This is a genomic window from Kordia jejudonensis (genome assembly GCF_001005315.1).
GTDB classification, from domain to species: domain Bacteria; phylum Bacteroidota; class Bacteroidia; order Flavobacteriales; family Flavobacteriaceae; genus Kordia; species Kordia jejudonensis.
This window is the reverse complement of sequence record NZ_LBMG01000008.1, coordinates 53,639-79,950: the sequence shown is the minus strand read 5'-3', so window position 1 is coordinate 79,950 and position 26,312 is coordinate 53,639. Positions and strand designations below refer to the sequence as shown.

15 protein-coding genes are annotated in these 26,312 nt (G+C 33.4%); 4 read left to right on the top strand and 11 right to left on the bottom strand.

Going from position 1 to position 26,312, the window contains the following annotated elements; translation table 11 throughout:
* Positions 1-4 precede the first annotated feature (4 nt).
* The 4 genes from AA089_RS06070 (at position 5) to AA089_RS06055 (ending at position 14,685) form a co-directional block, all read left to right on the top strand.
* Complete coding sequence (locus AA089_RS06070; protein WP_046756107.1) at positions 5-856, top strand: hypothetical protein; 852 nt, start codon at positions 5-7, stop codon at positions 854-856.
* Positions 857-1,183: 327 nt separating this feature from the next.
* Positions 1,184-2,269 carry a helix-turn-helix transcriptional regulator gene (locus AA089_RS06065; protein WP_046756031.1) on the top strand — a complete coding sequence of 362 codons (1,086 nt, stop codon included), beginning with the start codon at positions 1,184-1,186 and terminating at the stop codon, positions 2,267-2,269.
* A 1,191-nt stretch (positions 2,270-3,460) separates the two neighbouring features.
* A complete protein-coding gene (locus AA089_RS06060) occupies positions 3,461-13,738 on the top strand; it encodes an HYR domain-containing protein (protein ID WP_046756030.1) in 10,278 nt (3,425 codons plus the stop codon).
* A 128-nt stretch (positions 13,739-13,866) separates the two neighbouring features.
* Positions 13,867-14,685, top strand: coding sequence for a T9SS type A sorting domain-containing protein (locus AA089_RS06055; RefSeq protein WP_241479976.1), 819 nt, complete (start codon positions 13,867-13,869; stop codon positions 14,683-14,685).
* 1,104 nt (positions 14,686-15,789) lie between these two features.
* Here AA089_RS06055 and AA089_RS06050 read toward each other — a convergent pair.
* The 11 genes from AA089_RS06050 to AA089_RS06000 are packed head-to-tail and all read right to left on the bottom strand — an operon-like array spanning position 15,790 to position 26,310.
* Entirely contained in the window at positions 15,790-16,656 is an 867-nt protein-coding gene (locus AA089_RS06050; protein WP_046756028.1) for a phospholipase A, read from the bottom strand.
* A 59-nt stretch (positions 16,657-16,715) separates the two neighbouring features.
* Positions 16,716-17,552, bottom strand: coding sequence for a DUF4249 family protein (locus tag AA089_RS06045; protein WP_046756027.1), 837 nt, complete (start codon positions 17,550-17,552; stop codon positions 16,716-16,718).
* Positions 17,553-17,555: 3 nt separating this feature from the next.
* On the bottom strand, positions 17,556-19,934 hold the full coding sequence (locus tag AA089_RS06040; RefSeq protein ID WP_046756026.1) for a TonB-dependent receptor: 2,379 nt from the start codon (positions 19,932-19,934) through the stop codon (positions 17,556-17,558).
* A gap of 59 nt (positions 19,935-19,993) precedes the next feature.
* Entirely contained in the window at positions 19,994-20,674 is a 681-nt protein-coding gene (locus AA089_RS06035) for a hypothetical protein (RefSeq protein WP_046756025.1), read from the bottom strand.
* Between the two features lie 3 nt (positions 20,675-20,677).
* A complete protein-coding gene (locus tag AA089_RS06030) occupies positions 20,678-21,805 on the bottom strand; it encodes an ABC transporter permease (protein ID WP_046756024.1) in 1,128 nt (375 codons plus the stop codon).
* A 1-nt stretch (position 21,806) separates the two neighbouring features.
* Positions 21,807-22,916, bottom strand: coding sequence for an ABC transporter permease (locus AA089_RS06025; RefSeq protein ID WP_046756023.1), 1,110 nt, complete (start codon positions 22,914-22,916; stop codon positions 21,807-21,809).
* A 10-nt stretch (positions 22,917-22,926) separates the two neighbouring features.
* A complete protein-coding gene (locus tag AA089_RS06020) occupies positions 22,927-23,361 on the bottom strand; it encodes a DUF2141 domain-containing protein (protein WP_053002227.1) in 435 nt (144 codons plus the stop codon).
* Between the two features lie 11 nt (positions 23,362-23,372).
* Positions 23,373-24,107 (bottom strand): ABC transporter ATP-binding protein, encoded by a 735-nt coding sequence (locus AA089_RS06015; protein ID WP_053002226.1) that lies wholly within the window; start codon positions 24,105-24,107, stop codon positions 23,373-23,375.
* A complete protein-coding gene (locus AA089_RS06010) occupies positions 24,100-24,480 on the bottom strand; it encodes a hypothetical protein (RefSeq protein WP_046756022.1) in 381 nt (126 codons plus the stop codon). Before AA089_RS06010 ends, AA089_RS06015 begins: the two co-directional genes overlap by 8 nt.
* A 3-nt stretch (positions 24,481-24,483) precedes the next feature.
* Entirely contained in the window at positions 24,484-25,407 is a 924-nt protein-coding gene (locus AA089_RS06005) for an ABC transporter ATP-binding protein (RefSeq protein ID WP_046756021.1), read from the bottom strand.
* Positions 25,408-26,310 carry an HlyD family secretion protein gene (locus AA089_RS06000; protein ID WP_046756020.1) on the bottom strand — a complete coding sequence of 301 codons (903 nt, stop codon included), beginning with the start codon at positions 26,308-26,310 and terminating at the stop codon, positions 25,408-25,410. It abuts the gene before it with no gap.
* Positions 26,311-26,312: the final 2 nt, after the last annotated feature.

Genomic DNA, 26,312 nt, shown 5'->3' with positions numbered 1-26,312 from the left:
TAACATGAAGACAAAGACAATTAAAGGAACAGTGTACGCAGTAATAATGGTATTATTTTCACTGCAAAGTTGTAGTACAGACGATGGAGAAATCCTTGCAACTCCAGAAACAAATGCAGGCTTGGTTCAACTAACAAATAATGCTACTTTAGGAAGTATTTTAACGGACGTTGATGGCATGACGCTTTATTTCTTTTCAAAAGATACCAAAGGCACTTCACAATGTGCAGGAGGTTGTCTTGATACTTGGCCAATTTTCTATGCTCAAAACATTACAACGAACTCAGATTTAAGTGATTCAGATTTTGCAACAATTACACGTGCCGATGGAGCACTACAAACAACCTATAAAGGTTGGCCTTTGCATTACTTTGCTAATGATAACGCCGCAGGAGATACAAATGGAGAAGATATCGGTAATGTTTGGTATGTAGCTAAGCCAGATTATTCACTTATGTATGCAAAAACACAATTGGTAGGTCATGATGGTAATAATTATACAAGTACTTACGCTTTGGGTGATGAAGAAACGAGTTACATAGTAAGTGGTAATGGTAGAACAATTTATACATTTTCTAACGATACAAACAATACCAACAACTTTACAAGTCCTGATTTCTCAAACAATGCGGTATGGCCAATTGTAGAAATCACATTGGATCAAATACCGAGTATCTTAGAAAATAGTGATTTTGGAACCATCAATGTTCATGGTAGAACTCAATTAACGTATAGAGGATGGCCACTTTATTACTTCGGTCAAGATGTAGCACGTGGAGAAAACAAAGGAATTAGCTTTCCAGCGGCAGGAGTTTGGCCAGTTGCAAATACAAATACTGTAATAGCTCCAAATTAAAGCTATGTTTAAGTGTATTGCTTCACATAATACACTTAAACATAGCGTGATCAGCATTATTTTTTTTGAAAAAGTAATGCTGATCACGCTTTTGCATATGCTTTTATGTGTTTGAAGAGAATTGTGTATTGTAAATCAATGTTTTATACAACATATAGTTTTTTTAGTTTACATATTAAAACTTTACTTATAATATGGTATGTAATCCAATTGAAATATTGTAGTTCGTAAAAAATGTTTCACAAGAATTTTCCAAAACTTTTTAAAACGATCTTAATTATAATTTTATAACCTACATTTATTCTTTTAATTTTGTAAAAAAAAGATTTGTTCAAAAAAATCATCGCATACCACAATACCATCATCAACAAAGGTGTAGAACATGTTTCTACCGAATTCGACAAACGAGTCTTGAAATTGCTGAACTTTATTAGTCTATGCGGTGCTATACTTATCTTGCCAACCGTGTGTATTCTAAAATTAATTAAGGCAGATTACACATCTTTTTTCGTGACTGTTTTTGCAGAAGTGATAGTGATTACAGTAATTTATTTGAATAGAATTGGCAAAAGTCAAATTTCTTGTTTACTGTATTTATTTATCATGACTTCAATGGCGTATGTAGCAGTATATTTTGAAGAAAAACAAGTAGAAGTACCTTATGTCGTACTTTGCATTGGGTTTTTTAGTATATTTTTAATCAAAAATCAACTATGGAAAATTGTTGGTTTCATATATGCTTTTTTCACCTTTTCTATTTTGCATTACATCCAACTCAATGATCGAGAATTTGCAATTTCTGGTTATGTGCTTACACTTGTCATTTTATTGATCTTTGCTTTTGGATTAAAATTTTTTGATAGAATGCGCAACAGAGATGAGCAAACAATTCGAAAACAAAATGATACACTAAAGCATCAAAATGAAGTAATTAAAACGACTTCCGAACAACTGATGCAACTAGAAAAAGAAAAATACGCGCAAGAATTACTCTTAAAACAAAAGGATATTGAAATGATCCTTACCAATAATCAGGTACAAACACAGTTGAATGAAAATCTCATCAAAAAATTAAAATTAGCGCAACGAGAAGGAAAACTTGAAAATAACATCAATCAAGTGATTCTAGAACTACGTCAGCAAAACGAAATCAACGCGAAGATGAAACTTTCAGAACAAGATTTGGACGTTGTCAATGCTAGTTTTTTTGAAAATTTATTAAAAGCACATCCAAATATTACCCGAACCGACAAAGAATTTTGTTCCTATATAAAATTAGGATTATCCTCCAAAGAAATTGCCGTAGTTAGAAATACAACAGTAAATACTGTAAATGTGGCGAAAACAAGATTGCGAAAAAAAATGGAATTGGATTCCAACGTAAATATAGCTGCATATCTTTCTTCTTTTTAAGTTATCTTCTAATTAACGTCAGTTCGATATAAGTGATTCAATTCATATTTATAATTGAGCTTAGAAACTCTCTGCTAATTACCATATTTTCTGCGTTTTATTTTCATTTTAGCTCATAAGACTTTAATTTCTTAAATAGGAATTCGTGAATCTTCGATTTCTTTGCTTTCCCAAAGAATACTGAATCAAGTTCAGCACAGGCATCAACAAAAGAAAGGGAACTTTTAGTTCATGTCATTTATATTTTTAAATTAAAGTATTCATGAATGCACAGCATTTCCAGAGGTATTTTTAGTTTTTCTTTCTGAAAAAAACTAAAACCACATGAATTTTCCTAAATTTTTTAGTTCACAATCTTTTTATTTTAAATTATGGAGTTCATGAATCTTCGATTTCCAAGGCTTCAAAAATTTTTAACGGAAAATTCCTGCTATACTTCGGAAAAGAAAAGTATCGAACTAAATTTTTCACGTCTAAATCAGATTAATCAAAAATATATTCTCGGCTTACTTGTTATGTGTGAAGAACTTACAGGTGTAAAGTATTCATTGCTAATATTTTATCACGTATGCTTTTTTGGGTAAAATACTTAGTTCCTACATCTTTGTGCTAGTAAAGATTGAATGGGTGAAATATCGTTTTATGCTATTTTAATTTCATAAAGCGCTCATCAATCTATAATTGTTTAGTTTACTTACGGTTTAAAAACACGATGGAAAAAATCATGAATGATTGTAATCTCAATCGTGTAAAAAATCCAGATACGTACTATTTCTGGATAACGAGTCTACTATTTAACTACATCTAATAATCTCATCATTAGATATTGTAAATAGTCAGTTTATTTTATTATGGTTGAAAGATGGGGTAGTTCCCATCTTTCTTTTTTTAATAAATCCCACGAAACAATTACACACTATTCCTAAATTTCTATTTCGCACAAAGTCCTCAATCGAATGAATCATCCTACTTTCTTACAAAGGCATAAGATCTAAAAACCTTTTATCAACCTAATTTAATTGCAGCAATTTAAATTTAAAAACTTGTAAATCAATATTTTAAAAACATTGCTAATACTTTATCACTACTACTTTCTTTTTCTTGAAAATAGATTTAAACATATTTGTCGCATCCAAAATGACAAGCGTATCTAATCAATTGTCAAAACCATAATAATTAAAATAATCTATCATGTTAAAAAAACTACTATTACTTTTTGGAGTATTCCTATTCGGTATATATTTCCTGAATGCTCACGGAAATATGGAAGGCCGAAGATCGTCGAAATCTAAAAAAGAGGAATCAAAACAGCATACTACAAATGCGAAGGAACATACTTCTTCGGAAACAGTGAATCCATACACGGCAGTTCCCGACCCAAATTTTGAAGCAGCGTTGAGCGCATACGATGATATTCCGAACGACGGACAAGTGCCTACCAATAACATTAGCGGAGTAAGTACCTTATTCCTTAATAACTTAAATATTTCAGACCTTACGGGAATTCAAGGGTTTACTGATTTACGAATTCTTGAATTCAACGACAATAGTGTAGATTCATTAGATGTAAGTCAAAATACAGGTCTATTTATATTACGCCTTCGTAATAATAACGTATCTAATTTAGATTTGAGTGCCAATCCTAGTCTTACTCAGGTTTTAGTAGAAAATAATGGTCTTGAAACCATAAATGTTAGTAATAATTTTTTCTTACAACGATTATACGTAGGCGGAAACTCGCTTACGGAATTGGACTTGAGTAACAATTCGAATCTTCAGATTGTGGGTGTAAATGTGAATAATTTATCCACTCTTAATATACAGAATGGAAATAACACGAACATTACCACTTTTGTAGCAGGAAACAATCCGAACCTCACATGTATTTTAGTAGATGATGCCGCTTATAGTATTGCGAATTGGACAAATGTGGATTCACAGTCCAATTTCATAGATACAAGCTGCTATACATCTATTCCAGATAGTAATTTCGAAGCCTTGTTGAGCGCGTATGATGACATTCCAAATGATGGACAAGTGCCAACGGCAGCTATTCAAGGTGTCACAACTTTAGACGTTTCCAACAGTAGCATTGCTGACCTTACAGGAATTGAAGGTTTTACCGCCTTAACCGATTTAAACTGCGAACGAAATAGTTTGATGAGTCTTAATCTACAAAAAAACACCAATCTTCAAACTCTTAATTGTGCAATTAATAATTTAGGAGCACTTGATTTACAGTACAATACAGCACTCCAAAATTTGAATTGTCAGAGAAACAGCATTACGAATCTTGATCTGCAATACAATACAGCACTAAAAGGTGTAAACTGTGAACGAAATACCATGACACTACTCAATGTGTCTAACAATCCGTTATTAGAATCATTAGACTGTGAAAGAAATAGCCTCAGCGAACTCGATGTTACGAATAATCCACTTTTAGAAACTTTAGTTGCGAGAGTGACTCAAATTAGCGAATTAAATCTTTCCCAGAATACAGCTTTAAGAATTTTTCTAGGCGATGGAACTCGAATTAGCAAGCTTACCTTAAATACAAATACACTGCTAGAAACTGTAGTAGTAGGAAGTAATCATTTAACAGAAATCAACATAAAGAATCAAAACAATACAAGCATTACCAATTTTAACGCGAGCAACAGTCCAAACCTAACCTGTATTGCGGTGGACGATGTAGCGTACAGTACTGCCAACTGGACACAGGTTGATAATTCTGCAGTTTTTTCAGCATCATTTTGTAACTATACAGCAATTACGGATCCCAATTTTGAAGCTGCTTTAGACAATTTAGGATACGATGACATTGCAGCTGACGGACAAGTACCAACATCGCTAATTTCAAATCTGATATTTTTAAATGTTTCCAACAGATTGATTTCAGACGTAACAGGAATTGAAGACTTTACAGCGTTGCAAACATTAAACATCAATGGTAATTCTGTTTCCACAATAGATATTAGCAACAATACGGCGTTAACATCATTCTCTGCAAGAGAAAATACATTATCAAGATTACAAGTAAACTCTAATACGGCTTTGGAAACGATTGCAGTGCAAGATAATAATATAGACAGCTTAAATGTAAGTCAAAACGGAGCGTTGCGTTATTTAGGAATCGCACGTAATTCAATAGCTACTTTAGATCTAACTAATAACACAAACTTATCAGAACTGTATGCTACTACAAATGGATTGACTGGAACGATTGATTTAAGCAACAATCCAAACCTAACAGTTGTTGGTTTAAACGGAAATAACATTACTGGTTTAGACATGAGAAGTGGTAACAATATAGCAGTAACAACATTCACTACTGCAGGAAATCCTAACTTATATTGTGTGTTGGTTGATGATGTAGATTACAGTACCACCAATTGGACAGCTATTGATGCACAAACTATTTTTAGTGATACGAGTTGTTATACGCAAATTCCCGATCCGAATTTTGAAATAGCTTTGGGCGATTTAGGATATGACGATATTCCAGGCGACGGACAAGTGCCAAAAGGAATCATTGCTGGTGTCACTATTTTAAATATCATCAATAAATCGATCTCTGACTTAACAGGGATTGAAGACTTTGTTTCCTTAACAGAATTGAGAATTGCCGCAAATCCTATCACAGAAATAAACCTTACAAATAATACGGCGCTGGAAGTTTTAACGGCTAATGATTGTGATATTTCCACCATAAATATTGCAGGACTTACCCAATTAAGAAACTTATATATTCAGCTTAACGAACTCACAAGCTTAAACTTTTCTGCATTTCCAAATTTGGAAAATATAGATGTGAGCAGCAATCTACTGACAAGCTTGAATATTCGAAATGGTAATAGTACTACATTGTTAACCATGAATGCGCGTAACAATGACGATCTAACGTGCATCTTTATAGACAATCTCTCAGATGTAAATAATACGTGGTTTAAAGACAATGAAGCAAGTTACACAGAAACGGACTATTGCGATTATACGGCGATTCCTGATACCAATTTTGAAGAACGATTGAATGATTTAGGCTATGATGATATTGCTGGTGACGGACAAGTGCCAACAGACTTAATTACCAATGTAAATAGCTTAAATGTCGCTTCAAACAATATCTCAAACTTAACAGGAATACAAGCATTTACGGCATTACAAATATTTAATGCATCTGATAATCCTGCAACAGCCATTGCTATTGATAGTTTAACACAATTGTTGGAAGTAAATTTAGGAAACACAGGAATTTCGTCCTTAAATACGGGCAATAATAGGTTGTTGAAAGTGTTACGCATAGACGAATCTGCTGTAACAGCACTCGACATCACAAACAACGAACAACTAGAAGTATTAAACGCAGATGATATTGGCGTGTTGACCGATATTACTTTTGGAAACAACACACTTTTAAAAAATGTAGTATTGAGTGGAAATCAATTGACTTCTATTGATTTATCACCATTTCCAATGTTAAAAATTGTACGTTTAAACAATAATAACTTTACCAACATTAGGCTAAACAATGGAAACAATAGTGCTATTATAGACTTTAGTGCAAGAGTAAATCCAAATTTGAGCTGTATTTTAGTGGATGATGTAACTGCTTTTGACATGGCTTGGGGCACTTTTGTTGACAATGCCAACATTAGTGATACATTTTGTGACTATACAAGCATTCCAGATCCTAACTTTGAAGCGCGATTGGAAGCCTTAGGTTACGATGATATTTCAAATGATGGACAAGTGCCAACAGCTTTAATAATGACAGTTACTTCGCTAGACGTTAGTGATCAATCGATCAATGATTTAAATGGAATTCAAGATTTTGAAAACCTTCAAACCTTAAACGCGTCTAACAATAGTATGACGACCATTCCGTTAGACAATCTAATGCAATTAGTTACCATTCAAGCAGATAGTAGTTCTATAAATACCATCAGTTTTCCTGCAAATTCACTCATAGAAAATTTATCCTTAAATGCGAATAACTTAAGTGTGCTGAACGTTCAAAATCTTACACAACTAAAAACACTTTCGGCACATAGCAACAATCTTAATGGAATTTCGCTCAACGCAAATACCGCTTTGGAAACTGTTCAATTGTCAAACAATTCGCTAACATCTTTAGTTGTAACGTTATTAACAAATTTAAAAACGCTGGAACTCAACGATAATCTACTCTCAGGAATTTCCTTGGATGCAAATACTGCTTTGGAAGTATTACGTTTGGATGACAATGAATTATCAAGTATTGAATTGATAAATAATACAAATTTACAAATCATTAGCTTGAATAATAATGAGTTGACAGCAGCAAACTTCAAAAACGGAAACAACACAACAATTACTGACTTTTCAATTACGGGAAATAGTGAACTTACCTGCATTTTTGTTGACGATGCTACCTACAGTACTACCAATTGGACACAGGCAGATGCTCAAGTTCAATATGTAGATACTGACTTTTGTGAATACACCTTAATTCCGGATGCAAACTTTGAAACACGCTTACGACAATTAGGATATGATGACGTTCCGAATGACGGACGTGTACCAACGGAATTAATAGCAACGGTAACATCACTCAATCTATTCAATCGTGGTATTTCCGATTTAACAGGAATTCAAGATTTTGCTGCCTTAGAAACACTGGCAATAGGACAAAATTCGCTCATAAGTTTAAATGTAAGTAGCAATACACAATTACGAGATCTGTCGGCAAACGATAACCTATTGACATCAGTAAGTCTTGGTGCAAACATAAATTTACAGGACATTCAACTGAATAATAATAACTTAAGTAGTATCAGCCTAACAGGTCTTACAGGGTTAAATACTATTAACTTGAATGGTAATCCGTTAAACTCTTTAAATCTTGCGGATCAAGGAGCTTTGCAAGAACTATATCTAAATAGCAATCCTTTGCTAGCAAGTCTTGATCTTACCAACAAAACCGCGCTGAGAGAAGTATTCCTGAACAACTGTATTGCATTGGCATCAATAACCTTTGCAAACAATCCAATGTTGGGTGAAATAGTACTTTCTGCAACGGCATTAACTTCAATAGATGTAAGTCCACTAACTGCTTTAAGAGAAATAAACATCAACGATACGGCAATTACAGAAATAGACTTTTCTTCCAATACATTCTTAAGAAAAGTATTTGCAAACAATACGCAGTTAACGTCGCTAGATTTGTCATCAAATACAGGAATAAGAGATGTATTTATCGAAAATACCTCAATATCGTTTTTAAACATACAAAATGGAAACAATACCAATATAAACAACTTTGCTTTCAGAGTAGAAAACAATCCCAACCTATTCTGTATTTTGGTTGATGATGCAAACTACAGTACCACGACTTGGACAAATGTAGATATGCAAGTAACATTTAGCGATACCTTTTGTCGTTACACTGCCATTCCAGATGCAAACTTTGAAGCTGCTTTAGGTAACTTAGGTTACGATGATATTTCAAGCGATGGACAAGTGCCAACCGCATTAATTGAAGGTGTAACCTCATTAAGTGTAGAAGGTGTAAATGCAGAAATAACAAATCTAACAGGAATAGAAGCCTTTACCGTACTTACGCATTTAGATATTGACTTCAACAATCTTGGAGACCTCGATTTAAGAGCAAATACAAACTTGATTAGCTTAGACTGTGAAGCAGCCGGAATAACATCATTAAACATTGAAGGTTTGGAGCTGTTAGAAGAATTAAAATGTAAATTCAATCCTTTAGGGACTTTAACTATTGCAACCAATACCAATCTCAAAAAGCTAGACTGCGCAGATACAGGTATAAGTACTTTAGATGTAAGTATGTTACCATTATTAACAGCATTAGATTGCAGTCTAAACACCTTAACTGCCTTAAATATCCGCAACGGAAACAATATCAACTTTACCAATTTCAATGCAACGACCAATCCAAATCTGGCTTGTATTTTTGTAGATGATGCCGCTTTCGCGGAAATAAACTTTACCAACGTTGATGCAGGTGTTACGTTTTCTGATACAGCCTACTGCGATTACACTGCCATTCCAGATGCCAACTTTGAAGCAAAATTGGAAAGCTTAGGATATGATGATATTTCAGGCGACGGACGTGTGCCAACAGTTTTCATTGAAGGAATCACATCATTAGACATAGAAAGTGTGTCCGCAACAACAGCCATACAAAACCTCACTGGAATTGAAGCGTTTACGGCGTTGGAACACTTGAATATGCGTAACAATAACGTATCAGATGTTGACTTAAGATCAAATACAAATTTAATCACCTTAATATGTGATTCATCTAGTATCGATTCAATCAATATAACAGGATTACAGCAGTTGGAAGAAGTGGATTGTAAATTAAATTCGTTCTCGTCCATTAATTTGACAACAAATATTAACATAAAGAAATTAGACTGTAGAGATGCAGGTTTGGGCGAATTGGATGTAAGTGTGTTGCCATTGTTAACTGATTTAGATTGTAGCTTTAACTTTTTTACGACACTAAATATCAAAAATGGAAACAATGTCAACTTTACCAATTTCAACGCGACCAACAATCCGAATTTGACTTGTATTTTTGTGGACGACGCCGCTTTCGCGGAAACGAACTTTACCAATGTAGATGCAGGTATAACGTTTACTGATACAAACTACTGTGAGTATACAGCCGTTCCTGATCCGAATTTTGAAGCGCAGTTAGCTGGTTTTGACGATATTCCAAATGACGGTCGAGTTCCTACAGCGTTAATAGCAAACAGAACTACACTAAGTGTAACAAATGATAACATTTCAGATTTAACAGGAATAGAAGGATTTACATCATTACGCTTATTACGTGCTACAAATAATAACCTTACTACTGTCGATTTAAGAGCAAACACAGCATTAGAACAAGTATTTATACAAAACAACAGACTTACCAATATCAATATAAATGGCTTGACAAGCTTACGAGAATTGCAATTAGATAACAACAACCTTTCTTCGATTGATGTAAGTACAAATACATCACTCGCTACGGTAACGTTAAGCAGTAACACAAACTTGCCAAGTATAGATGTACGTGCAACTATAAATCTAACATCGCTTTTGGTAAGTGATTGTAGTAGTTTGCAAACCATCATTTTTGGGAATAACACATTGCTTACTACCGTTACGGCAAACAATACAGGAATCACAAGTTTGGATGTAAATTCATTAATAGGATTACGCCAACTTACGCTAAACAATACATCTGTAACATTACTAAATCTGATTAACAATCCAAACTTAAGAAATGTAAATGTTGCCAATGCAAATCTGACAGCATTAAACATCAAAAACGGAAACAACACAGCAATTACAAGTTTTGATGCGTCCAACAATCCAAATTTAACCTGTATCAGTGTAGACGATGCTGCTTACAGTACAACCAATTGGACAAATATTGACGTACAAACTGCGTTTACAGATGCTTATTGTCGTTATACCGCCATTCCAGATGCTGCTTTTGAAGCCGAATTAGAAGCAATTGGATTGGATGATATTACTGCTGACGGACAAGTGCCGACGGCGTTAATTGAAATCGTAAATTCGCTTAGCATAGGAAGTGCTGGAATCACAGATATTACAGGAATTGAAGACTTTGCCGCATTGGAAAATTTTGTCATCAATGCAAATACGATCACAACAGTAAACCTGAGTAGTAATACAAATCTAAAACTGGTAGAATTTGAAGATACTACGGTCAACAATTTAGTATTAGACAACAATCCACTATTAGAAAGTATCGAGTTTGAAGGAGCTGGACAATCTATAATCACGGATTTAGACCTATCAAACAGTCCATTATTACAACGTATTGATGTCAATAATGTCGGACTCGTAAACTTAACACTACCAGCACAGTTGCCAAACTTGGAAATTCTATTCATTTCAGGAAACAATTTTGCTTCTATAGATGCTTCTGGCTATCCTGCTTTAGAGCGTATTTCATTTAGCAACAATCCAAACTTGTCATATTTTGACTTTAGAAACGGAAACAATGCCAATATCCTTTCGGCAAATCTAATCAACGTGCCAAGTTTAACCTGCGTTTTAGTAGATGATGTCGCGTATGCAACTACAAACTTTACCAATATTGATTCGCAAATCTCTTTCAACGAAATTGATTGTATTGTGCCAACGCTCACCTGTCCAAGTGATATTACAGTAGGGAACGATGTAGGTGTTTGTGGCGCTGATCTAACAATTCCAACGGTAACAATAACTGATGATAACACAGGTGCTGTACAAAGCGATGATTTGGAATCCTACACCGTAGGGCCGCTACTTGGGCAAGATGATAACTGGGTTACATGGACACCAAACACTCCTGAACAAAGTGCCAATGTTTCCACAGAACAAGCACGAAGTGGTACAAAAAGTATAAAGTTTACAGGAATATCAACAGGCGGACCAGAAGATATGAATTACAATCTAGGAAATCGTGAATTCGGAGCTTGGGAATTAAAACTATATGTATACATTCCATCAGGAAATACCGCAGCTATTAACCTTCAAAAATCAGAAACCTCTGGAACTGAGGTTGGAAGTCAAGTATTCTTTTTCTCTGATGGTACAGGTATACACAATGTGAATCGTGGTGTAACCAATTTCACGTTTCCACAAGATACTTGGTTTGAAATAAAATATGTAATCAATACAGATGGAGATAATAGTGAATTTTTTGTAGAAGGTACTTCCATTGCGAGTCATCCATTTACCTATATTCCTACAGGTACGGACGGTACACTCACTACATTAGGAGCTATTAATTTTTATCCAGTTACCGTAGATATATTAGATCCAAACCCAACGGCAACACCATTGTACTATGTAGATGATATCAGTTTAAGCCCAATAGCTGTAAACGATTATAACAATAGTTCGGATGCTTCCGATGTATATCCTGTAGGAACTACCGATGTTGTTTGGAAGTATACGGATGAAGGCGGAAATACGGCTACCTGTACACAAGTTATGACGGTAAATGATACAGAAGCACCTCAAGTGGCAAACTGTCCTGACAATATCACTGTAACGAGTTGTAATGCCACTGTAACTTATGACGTGCCACTAGCATTGGACAATTGTGATGTAACTGCAATTACAGGATTTACCTACTTAGGAAAATTTGAGAATAAAGCGTACTACTTATCAGAAGCCGATTTCAATGCACCAGACGCATTTATTGATGCAGAAGCACAAAATGGTTTTGTAGCTACTATAGACTCACAAGGATTGAATGACTGGTTAAGAGAAACTACAGATGCAGCAGGAACAGGTTCTGTAATCATCGGATTTACTGATCGTGAAGAAGAAAGAGAATTCAAATGGCATTCGGGAAGTACATCAGACTATACAAACTGGAATGATAACGAACCGAATGATTTTAGAGACGGAGAAGATTATGTAGAATTGCGCTCAAATGGACGTTGGAATGATATAAACTCTACAAGTGCACGAAAATATGTACTCGAACTTTCAGGGTTTCCAATGACACAAACTGCCGGATTGCCAAGTGGAAGTGATTTCCCTATCGGAACTACGACCAACACGTTTGAAGCAACTGATACTGTAGGAAATACCATTACATGTAGCTTTGATGTAACTGTTGAAGCGGTTAATGGAGGATGTGTTTCACAACTAAGTATGCGTCCAAAAGTATATTTGCAAGGAGCAGCAATCAACCCAGTTACGGGAGAAGAAAACCTCATGCGTGACAATTTGCGTGCTAGCGGATTCATTCCAACCAGAAGTCCGTATGTAGATATGCTAGCCTGTGAACAAACTGTTTTAGACGTAACAGGAAACAACGCAATTGTAGATTGGGTTTGGGTAGAATTACGAGATGTAACAGACAATGAAATAGTTGCTCTAGGTCGTTCTGCGCTGCTGCAACGTGATGGTGATGTCGTGGATGTTGATGGTGTATCTCCACTAAATTATTCAAACGTAGAAAATAGCTATTATGTCGTTATCAAACACAGAAATCATTTAGGTGTCATGACCAATAGTGCCATTACATTTACAGATGGAGTTACGGAAACGATAGATTTCACAACCATTACGACGTTTGGTACAAATGCGCAAACAATTGCTGGAATGCCTGCTAGTATTGCGGGAATGTGGAGTGGAAATGCCAATCAAGATATAAGAATTCAGTATTCAGGAACCAATCCTGATACACCAGCGATTTTAGCTACAGTATTGAACGATCCAAGTAACTTTTTAAATTTTCCAACATTCAGTATCACAAAGTACAATACCAACGATGTAAATATGGACGGAATCATTCAATACTCAGGAACCAATCCAGATACGCCATTCATTTTACAAAACGTATTAGCGCATCCTGGAAATTTCTTGAACTTCAGTACCTATCAAATCATAGAGCAATTGCCAGAAAATATATCAAACACAGCACAGTAGTATACCGTAAATAGTTGTTCGTTCGAGCACAGTCGAGAATCATCTAACAAAGAAAATTCAAAAACCGTACTGTGCTCAACTTACAAACCTTTAAAAAAATAGCATCAAAAAATAAACATCGTAAAATCATGAAAACTTCATACTTAAAAACACTCATTATAGCCATTATTACAACTACAATATACCAAGCAAAAGCACAAGATGGTTACACATATACATTAATTGACAATGGTTCCTATAATTATACGATTGGAGCTGTTCCCAATGCTAGTGCAAATAATTTTGCAACTTCAGTACAAAGTTATGGATTCACCATCATCCTACCAGATGGTATTACTGCTACTATTACTTCTTCATTGGGAAGTGCTGCCAGTGCTACTTTTTTTGACGGCAATGCTGTAGGGCAATCAGCAATTGACGGATATCTAATTACAGAGACTTTGGGCAGTCCTGTGTCGCTGGCAGCTCCTTCTTCGGGAATTACTTCAACGATTGTTTCCATTCAAATCAATGGCGCACCAACTTCGGGAACGATGTATGTATTAGAAAACAATTCCACGCTCGCAACCACGGTAACAGCTTTAAAAAGTTTTATGCAAGCGGATATGGTTGACAATGGCATGGCAGCGTTTGAAAATGTAGTAGATGCAATGACTTCTGGAGTTTCTGGAATCTCCTCAATTAGCTTTGCTACACTTTCGGTAGAAACAGTGAACGAATTGGCTGAAATTTCCATCTATCCAAATCCTGTAAAAGATATAATTCACATAACACATACAAATGCACAGTTAATAAAAGCTGAAATTCATAATCTAAATGGACAATTGGTACAATCGCAAGAAAACAATCTTACGACAATAAATGTGAATAGATTGCCAAGCGGTATATACATGCTAAAACTATATTCAGAAAATGCAACGAAGACAATTAAAATCATGAAACAGTGAGTCTGATTTGTAAAGCTAAACTCTATTTCATGTAGCACTTAGCAGAATCTCAGGTAAACTTTGTCATAATTAATATAAGTATGTTCATTTCCCTTAAAGCGATGAATCTGCGCATATGCAATTACTTTCAAACGTTTTCTAACATTACTATTCATATAAATATCAGTTTAATAATAATAATAGGGTTCCCATCTTTCCTTTCGTAAAAAAAGGAAAGATGGTCACGCTTTCGCCTGTACCTTTGTATGTTTTAAAAGAATAAGGTATTGAAGTTCAGAGTTTTATTTTTAGTTTTAATTTAAAAAAATGACCTAATCGTATTCGTTTGTGTATTCTATTTTAGTTTAAAATAGAACTCAAATATAGTTGTAAATTTCCAATTCATAATATTTTTTTAGGATATTAGCTATCTTTTTTTATTTAAAATGTGAATATAAGATTATATTACTTTCACTGAAGTTTAGATGAATTTTATTATAGTTGATATATTATCGTAAAATTATTTATACTGATTTGTACTTTATGTTAATCAAAATTTCAATTTGTATCTCTAAGTAAGCAATTACAATAAAGCTGGAGAAGTTTATTACCAAAACTAGGCTAACTTATTTGCATATATTTTTTGTATTTACAAAATATAAAATTTAATAAAGATTTATTTCTATGCTTTTCTTTACTCTGAACCTGTATTCTTTTAATGTTTTTATAACTCTATTTTCTAATCTAATTTTAACAAAAGTAAAAGAAAATATTTGCAAAGGAAAAATGCGTAAATAATTCCAAGAAATAAATCTAATCTAAACCTTATTGTATAAACCAGAATAATTTCTGAATATGCCAATTTGAATTCATATGTAATTCCAAATTGAATTTACTCTATATTTTGTCCAATACTATTGGGTATTATTAAGCTTAAGAGCGTTTTTTCATTTAATTGATAAGAAATTTTTCGGTGAGATGTAAAACTCTTCCTAATTTCCATCAGTTGGGCTTATATAAACTTTTTTAAGTACTTAATCTAATGCTTACAACTATGAGTGTAAATTGTAAAATGTCTTAATTGATAGGATAGATAGCATATCTTTTTCATGATATTTTGTTATATTAATTTTTAAAATTAAAAAAGAGATCTTTAAAGGCAATTCCCAACCTTAAGTTGCTCACGTGTTGATTGTAGTCAATAAGATCTTCCGAATATCCACCAAAATATTGTAAATATAGAAATTGATTACTCTTTTTTGAGATTTTATAACTTATTCCTAATTTGATGCTCCCTCTCCAACCATTATGAAATGCTTGTCTTAAGTCTGCATCAAAATATAGGTCTTTTGAAGGGGTATAAGTTACGCCAGTCTCAAAATAGCCTCTGTAATCTGTTATGTCTTCGTTGTCTGTCAGACTACCAACAGGCAACCAAGTTTTTATTCTAAATACCCAATCATCACCATAAGGCTTAAAATATTGTAGGGAAAAAAAATTCCAACTACGTGAGTTTTCAGCATTACGACCATTGGATTCATGCTCAAAAGCAAACCAAAGTCCGTCAGTAATGCCAGTTTCATTAGCAAAAAGTTTTGCAATTCCTAAAGAAGGATTATAATTGGTTTCTCTAAAGGGGAAACTATCTTCATAAATATCCCAAAATGCTTTTTGTTGATATGTAAAATATATGAATGTATTCCATGGTAATTCAAAATTTGTGAGACGTTGCCTAAATCCTAAATGAAATTTAGCATCACTATTGTCGGTTGAAATTTTATTTTTTAGTGATGGGCCAGTTATAAAATAATTATCGCCAAACATTGTAAAGCTAGGTAAGCTCTTAATATATTTTTCGTAATTACTGCTATTTAACTTTACCTGTTTGTTTTGAGAAAAAGCATGATTGCTAAAACTAAAAATTAGTATTAGAGCGATAGCTTTTATCACAAGTAATGGATAAAAAGTATTATTTAATGATTTTAACTGCATAGCACTAATTATTTTTTACAATTATATTTTAGTGTCTTTTAATATTGAAGCTATATTAACTAATCATCTTGAACCATATAATCGATAGAGAATGCTTCGGAAATTCTAAAATAACCAAAAGGGTATTTTTCTGGATTTTGTGAATTAACAATATTACCTCTAACAGTAGCTGGTGGGCTACTAAAAAGACCTCCGCTTCCAGTTTGTTCTAGAAGTAATTCCATATATGTAAAAAACTGCTCATCTATACCATCATTTATAACAGTTATGGTATCTCCAGTTTGTAAATTAACCTCGTCATCTTCTGTGTAAAGAAAAGAAAACTCAAAATCATTGCCATTAAAAAACTCATCTTCTAAAGTCAAGTATAGAGCAAAACCGTAATCTAAGAGGTAATAATTTTCGACAATTGGAGTGTCACTTATAGTTACTATTATTTCTAAGTCCTCTTCACCAAAAATTTCAAGGTCGCCTTGCTGTATATCAATTATTGGTGCGGAAGTAATTGGCTTTGCAGATGATATGTAAATCTCATCACCAACCTCTATACGTAAATCAAAAATAGCATCAAAGTTATTGAGAAAGAGTAGATTGTTGATCTCATAAATACCTGACTCAGGTTGTATTTCGGTGAAGATGTACTCATTATTAGTATCACGCTCAGTTATTATAACTGTAGCACCACTTACAGTTGGAATAGTTTCATCAAAAAAGTTAACGGTTTCAGTAAGAACTACTTGACCTGTAGCTCTTATCGGTTGCTCATCAGTAAACACTCTAAAATGAGCATCAATATTTAAGCGAGACTCTCCAGTTGGTGTATCGAGTTCTACAACATCCTCACAACTAGAAGTGATTAAACCAAAAATAATTATTACATATAGAATTTTTTTCATTTTTTAAAATTTAAAGTTATAACTAATTGCTGGAACTGCACCGAATATGGATGTACGTATTGCCTCATTTTGACCTGTTTCTCTATTTTCTTCAAAAGAGTATGAGGCTGCATTTCTTCTGTTATAAATATTGTAAAAACCAAAAACCCATTCGGATTGCCATCTCCTACCTTTATTATTTCTTGGAGTTAATGTGACTGATACATCTAATCTGTGGTAATCCGTTAGACGGCTTTCATTTCTACCTCCATAAATAGGCACAGTAATACCCAATTGTTCTACTTGACCTATGGGTAGGTTAGTAGGAATACCTGTTTGATAAATGAAGTTTGAATTAAAACTCCATTTATTATTGAGTTCATAAGATGCATTGACAGAAAAGTCATGAGGCCTGTCCCATAAGGAATTATACCATTTACCATTATTTATTCCTGGTTCACTGGAGGTTCTTCCAGGTGTACGCTGTTCAGATTTTGATAAGGTGTAAGCAATCCACCCTTTAAGTTTTCCTTGGTTTTTACGAAATAAAACTTCTAATCCATAAGCGCGAGCTTCTCCATTTAATATAACTTGCTCAATTTCTTCATTTGCAATTAAATCAGCTCCGTCAATATAATCGATTCGATTTTGTATATTTTTATAAAATACTTCTAACTCTAATGAGTATTTACCATCTTTAAAATCTTTATAAAATCCAAGAGCATATTGGTCTAAGGTTTGAGGTTCTATGTAGGGACCACTAGGTGTCCAAACATCAAGAGGTGTTGGTGAGTTTGTATTAGACAATAAATGTAAATACTGAGACATTCTATTGTAGCTTAACTTTAAAGAAGTTCTATCATTTAGTAAGTAGGATAGGGCGAGACGTGGTTCAAAATTATTGAAATCTGCCAAACTCTCACTACGGTCGGAACTTTCTACTCCCGTTGGATTTGCGCCTTCGTATATCTGAAAATCCTCGTTGTATATTACAGGGTTATTGTTTTCATATACATTAAACTCATCTTGGCCTAAGCGATTAAAATGACTCCATCTAAGCCCGTATCTTAATGAAAGTTTATCCGAAATTTTATGTTCTGCATCAATATAAACTGCGAATTCATTGGCATATTTATTTGTAAACACTTCAGCATTGATACCAGAATCCGCACTATTAGGTCTTATCTCACCTGGACTAAAATGATAATATATATTGTTGATACCGTAATCTAAAGTTAGTTTGTTAGATACATAGTGTTTAAAATCATATTTTAAGTTGAAATTGACAATATGGGATTCCCACTCAAAGCCTCTAACATCTAATTCTAAACCATAGTAGTAATCTGAATAAATCAGTGATAGGTTTGAAAATAACTTATTAGAAAATAAATGATTCCAACGTAAGTTAGCTACAGAGTTGCCATATGTATTTATAAAACTATCTCCAAATTCAAAATTATCTCTTCCAAAATAACCAGATGCGTATATACTGTTGTTTTCATCTATGTTATAACTAAGTTTTGTATTTAAATCGTAAAATGATGCTGTGTTTTCTTCTCCAGCTGCCTGTAAAAATAGATGTGCATACGATGTTCTACCTGCTAATAAAAATGACCCTTTATCTTTTTTGATTGGGCCTTCTAGTAATAATTTACTAGATATAAGACCAATACCACCATTCATTTTAAATTCTTTTTTATTTCCTTCTCGCTGATAAATATCTAGTACTGATGAAAGTCTACCACCATAACGTGCAGGAATCCCACCTTTATACAGTTTTAAATCTTTAATAGCATCTGTATTGAACACCGAGAATAAACCAAATAAATGCGATGTATTAAAGATAATGGCTTCATCTAATAAAATAAGGTTTTGGTCAGCACCACCACCCCTAACATTAAAACCCGAGGCGCCTTCACCAGCATTGCTCACACCTGGAAGTAATAAGATGGACTTAATGACATCTGGCTCACCTAAAACAGCTGGTATTTTTTTTAAAGATTTTGCAGTGAGTGTATTGACGCTCATTTGAGGTTTACGAATACTATTTTTTTCAATATTTTTTTCAATGATGACTGCATCAAGTTGGCTAGTTTCTTCAGTTAATGTAAAGTTCAGTTTTGTATTCTTGTTAAGAGTTACTTGCTGTTCAATGGTTTGGTAGCCTAAATAACTGATTACTACTTTGTGCGTGCCACTTGGCAGCGTAATTGAGTAAAACCCATATTCATTGGTTACAACACCTGTATTGAAATCGGGTATTATAATATTTGCACCTAAGGCAGTCTCACCAGTAACCTCATCAGTTACAGTACCACTCAAAGTGTATTTTTCTTGTGCATTCATTATGATAGTAGATAGTATCATTGTAAGGAATGCAATAATTATTTTTCTTTTTTTCATATATTTCAAGTTATTTTTTAAGGTTATAAAATAATATATGTAATTATTATAGTTGGTGATTATTTAAGACTATATACTTTAGTTTTGTTCAACTTACCTTCCAATTTTAGCGTTGCCACATATTCGATTTCAACCTCACTGATTACTCCCATTACCTTTAAATAAAAATCTAAAAAAATAAACGTTCGTTTTTCTTCGATAGGTTCCGCATATCGATCAATGAGATAATTAAAAAAAACATGCTGACCAAACGACGTATGCAAGCGCCTTAAAAAGCTTACAACCATACTTAATACATAATAGTAGTTAAAGAAAGAGAGAAACAAACCTATGGATATAAATTTGAGTGCATTTTGAGAGGCTTCAATAAATGTAAATTTTCTTTCAAGTGCATCAGCAATAATGAATACGGAAAATGTGAGTGCAATAATTTTAATAGCAGTATCAAAATGCCAAAACAATCGTTTTCCGTGAAAAGACATCCGTTTGTTCATAAAATGATGGATAAATTTCTCATGAAACAAGATGACACAACCAATTAATAGACCACCAATACTAACTCTTAAATGAGCATTTAATAAGTTAACCTCCCGAAATGGATCAAATTTAAACACTGGATTTTCAATACCTATCGTCTTCAAAAAAATAAAAAAATTGGCACCACATATAAATGACAATACAATGATGATGTTTTCAATAAAACCTTGATAATTATTGATATGTAGTTTTGAAGTTTCCATACATTATTGCTGTTTTTTATACGTCCAAACAGCTGCACCATTAAAAATGACTGCTAACATAATCGTATATATGAATTCCCATTTCACATCCATAAAGCCACTTCCTTTTAAAATGACTTTACGCGTTAAAGAAATAAAATGTGCCAATGGATTTGGAATAGTAGTGTATTGCGCCCATTTAGGCATACTATCAATAGGTGTAAACAAACCGCACATTAAAATAAAAATCATAATAAAGAAAAAAGCAATAAAAATGGCTTGTTGTTGTGTGTCAGCATAATTAGAAATCAATAAACCTAAACCTAAAACACAGATAATATTGATAAAACCATAAGCATAAATCAATAAAATACTTCCTCTAAATGGAATGTCGAATACAATTTTACTTGCCGCTAAACCTACCGTTAGTACAAACATTCCTATACACAAAAAAGGAACTAATTTCCCAACAATAAGTTGCCATTTTTTAATAGGTGTAACGTTGATTTGTTCTATGGTACCGACTTCACGTTCTTTTACAATATTCATTGCAGAAAGAATAATGGTTAATAAAGCCGTTAATTCTGCTAAAATGCCTGGCGCCATAAAATGAGGATATTTTAATTCAGGATTGTACCAACTGTTATTAGATACAGTGATAGTTGCGTTTTTATTTCTATTATTGGTATGAATCATTAAAGGTTCGTTCATTATCAATTCTTGACTTAGTGAATTGATAATTGAACTCAAATATCCCGAACCTATGGTCGCTTGCTGTCCATTGATAGCATTGACCAACATTTGTAATTTTGGAGCTTCACCACGATAATGCTTTTTCTCAAAATCTAATGGAACTTCTAAAATAATATCCACCTTATCTAATTGCATCAAATTCATAGCTTCGTCTTGGTCAAAACTTGTTGCTACGACACTAAAGCGATCATTTGCTAAGATTTTATTTGATAACGATCTTGATATTTCAGATTGATCTTTATCGACAATAGCAATGCGAACATTTTTCACTTCATTAGATGCTGCACTCGATAATAAAATCAATTGCACTATTGGAAGCACTGTCATCATAAGTAATAAGGTTTTATCCCTAAAAATTTGAATGAATTCTTTCTGTATGAGATATCTGAGTAGTTTCATATTATTCCAATCGGATTTTAAAATTCTTGAGTGCTAACACCAGTAAAACTACCGTCATTAAAATTAGGATACCTACTTGAAAAAGTATGACATTTAAGCCCGCGCCACGCAGCATAATTGCTTTTAATATTTCGATAAAATAAGTAGCAGGAACAATTTTTCCAATGTATTGTAATACCATGGGCATGCTTGCTAAAGGAAAAATAAAGCCTGATAAAATCATGGAAGGCAACATTAACCCCATAAGAGATTTCATCATGGCGCTTTGTTGTGTTTCCGATACTGTTGAGATTAATGTTCCTAAGGATAATGCCGTAACCACATATAAAAAACACATCAACAATAACAAACCCACGCTTCCAACAATAGGAACATCAAAGACAAAATAGCCTATAATCAACACAATGAGTGCATTAATAAAAGAGAGTAGGGCATACGGTGTAACTTTTCCTAGAATAATTAATAAAGGTGGTAATGGTGATACTAAAAGAATTTCCATGGTGCCCAATTCTTTTTCTTTTGCAATGGTTAATGAAGTAAGCATAGCACAAATAATTAATAATATAAGAGCAATGGTTCCAGGAACAAAATTATAAGAACTGATAAGCTGCGGATTATATATCATACGTGTCTCTATACCAATTTGGAACGGATTGGAAATGCTCACGTTCTTTTCAGATTTAAAACTACGCACCATTTCGTTAATATATTGCACCAAAGTTGTTGCATTATTTGGGTCGGAACCATCAGCTATTAATTGAAGTTTCACGGAATTTTCAGCATAAAAATCGTTGGAAAAATCACGAGGAATTACAATCACTAATTTAGAATTCCCAGCTTTCATACCAGATTCCATATTCTTTTCTGAAGTTAATATTTCATTAATAGCAAAATTTCCTGAACTTTGTAAATGTTGAATCAGTTCTGTGCTAGTTTCATTTCTTGCATGGTCTAAAATGTCAATTTCGGCATCCTTAAATTCATTGGTAACCGCATATCCAAAGATTAAAATTTGTGCCAATGGCATGCCAAAGAGAATCAATAGTGTACGCTTGTCTCTTATAATATGATACACTTCCTTTTTTATAAATGCCCAAAAAACCTTTAGCATAATTTGCGAATTAGATGATGAATATCATATCAATAACTTTCTCAGAGGTATTGAGTTCAATAGAACATTTTTTGAAATTTGGCTTGCTTCTTTTCGTAAGATTTGAAGCACCAACAGGTTCTTTTGGCATACCAAAGAAATTAGATTCTATTTTACCATCACCATTTTCATCATGAAAAATTACAATGGCATACGTACCATGTGGTAGATCTTTGAAAGTATACGAAGCTGTATCTGAAAATTCTTTTACGTATCCTTTTTTGTAAGCTTTGTTTACTTCTTTTGGGAAACCTTCGTCTTTGTTAAAAAGCATAAAAACGATTTGTCCTTTTTCACTTTGAATTCCTTTAATATTGACTTTTATCGTTCCTAAATTTAGATCTTCTTTTGAAGTAAAACTCATGAAACAGATTGCTGCAATCAGCAAAATCATTAACTTTTTCATAATTTCGTTTTTTAATTTATTTTTCGTACTAGCTTTAGAAATACTTCATCCATAGATGTTGCATTGAACTGTTTTTTTAGATTATCGGGCGTATCTAAAGCTTCTATTTTACCATCAACCATAATTGAAACACGATCACAATATTCAGCTTCATCCATATAATGTGTTGTTACAAATATGGTGCTACCACGTTTTGCTGCTTCATAGATGGCTTCCCAAAATTGACGTCTTACCGCAGGATCTACGCCACCAGTTGGTTCATCCATAAAAACAATTATAGGATCGTGTACCATAGAAATGGCAAAAGCCAAGCGTTGTTTCCATCCTAGCGGAAGTGATTTTACTAATTTTGAAGCGACTTCTATCAACTGTAATTCTGCTAGAATCTGTTCAATTTTCTCTTTTATTCTTTTTCTGGAAAGTCCATATACACCACCGTAAAAGCGTATGTTTTCTTTTACTGTTAAATCTTCATATAAACTGAATTTCTGCGACATATACCCAATTCGTTCTTTTATTTTTTCAGATTGTCTAATCACGTCCAAACCTGCTACGGTTCCACTTCCTGAAGTAGGTTTACTCAATCCGTTGAGCATTTTCATAGCGGTTGTTTTTCCAGCACCATTAGCGCCCAAGAAACCAAATATTTCACCGCGTTTAACCTCAAATGTGATCGCATTCACTGCTGTGAAATTGCCAAACTTCTTAGTTAAGTTTTGTACCGCTAAGACATTTTCGTTATTCATTTATAGCCTGTTGTTTGTTTAATGGTTTGAAATAATCAGGAAACTCAAAATAGGCACCAATCCATAAAAGTGTTTGTAATACGATGCCAGGAATTGGTGGCTCATGAGTCATCCAATTGGACGCGATGATTCCACCAATGTAAGCAGTACAAAGTAAAAAACCGATGCGCCTCGTTTTGGGAATTAGAAATGCAAAAACACAAATTAATTTTAAGAGTGCTAGTAAATTTAACATGTGCGACATGCCTTTTTTAGTCATTTCTTTTATTAGAGCTTCCGTGCCTAATAATTCAATAATTGCTGTTAAAGTGAGTAATAGTATTGGTATTACCCATATAAATCTCCATTTGCTCTTTTTTTGCGTTTTTATCATAAGTTATTTTGTAAGTGATTTTTCGTTTTTAGATATATCCAAGAAAATATCTTCTATAGTTGCTTTAATTTTTTTAACTTCAGTTATAGTAAAACCATTTTGTTGAAGGTGTGATTTTAGTATTTCAACATTTAATTTTTGTTTGGTAACGAGATGTAAATATTCGCCAAAAGGCAAGATACTTTCGGTAAAATTTTGTTGCTTTAAATGCTGGAGTGTACTATATGTTTCGTGGGTTTTAATGGCATAAAGTGGTTTTTCAAAATCGTTAATCATTTTTTGTGGCTTATCAATCCTTAGTATTTTTCCTCTTTGAATTAGTGCAATACGATCGCACAAACTGGCTTCATCCATATAAGGTGTACTCACCAAAATAGCAATGTTCTTTTTTTTGAGACTTTGGAGCATATCCCAAAATTCAATGCGGCTTACTGCATCAACACCAGTGGTAGGTTCATCTAAGAATAACACTTCAGGTTTATGAATAAGCGCACAACAAAGTGCTAATTTTTGTTTCATTCCCCCAGAAAGTTGCCCTGCTAAACGTTTTTTAAAAGGTTCAATTTGCACATAAATATCTTTTACCAAATCATAATTTTCTTCAATTGTAGTTCCAAATATGGTAGCGAAAAAAGATAGATTTTCTTCCACGCTTAAATCTTGATATAATGAAAAACGTCCTGGCATGTAACCTATTTTTTTGCGAATTTTTTTATAGGCTTCTACAACATCATATCCAGCTACTGTGGCTTTTCCTTTATCTGCAATTAGTAATGTAGTTAATATTCTAAACAAAGTAGATTTTCCAGCACCATCTGGACCAATTAATCCAAACAATTCGCCATCTTCCACCGTAAAATTAATGTCATTTACCGCAAGTACATTGTTATAACTTTTACTTATATGTTCTACTTTGATCGCGGACATCTATTGTTCTTTTTGTTTAAAAATAACCTCAGCAGGCATCCCAATTTTTAGTGTGCCATCATTTTTCACTTTTACTTCTATGGCATATACCAAATTAACACGTTCTTCTTTAGTTTCAATTGTTTTTGGTGTAAATTCTGCTTCACTAGCAATCCAAGTAATTGTGCCGTCTAATTCTTTGTAATCTTCTTTTCCATTATCAACAAGTACAGTAACAATATCATTTAGTTTAACATTTTGTAATAAATTTGAACTGGTATACGCTTTTAATTTTAGTTCATCAATATTTGCTATTTTGTACAAAGGCGAGCCTTGATTAACATATTCATGTTGTTCTACAAATTTGATCAATACCGTTCCCGAGATAGGATTGATAATTATATGATCATTAATTTGTTTGTTTGTTAAATCGATTTGTGCTTCCATAGGTTTTCGTTCAGATAGCACAGCTCTATTGGCGACGCCTACATTTTGTTTTATTGAATTTATCCGCTGATTGATGACTTCTATTTTGCCATTGTAATCATCAAGTTGTTGTGCAGTTGCGGCTTTTTCTTTATATAGTTTTTTTGTACGATTGCGTTCTCTTATTAGGTTCGATCGGTCTTTAATAAGAATTGCAACTTCTGGTGCAGCTTCTTGTAATTTTTGATCTAAAGCATTTATCGAAGCTTGTGTTTTTTGTTTTTCGAGATATAATTTTACCGTATCAATCACACCTATAACTTTTTTGTCTTCAAGCTTTTGACCTTCTTCAATATTAAATTTTAATAGTTCGCCAGTACCTTTTGCACTGATAGTAATTGAAGTTGCTTCAAAATTTCCGTATGCATCGGATTTTTTATAGTCAGTACAGGAAAAGAAGAGTAGAGTTACTAATAAAAAGGAGCATGTTGTTTTCATGT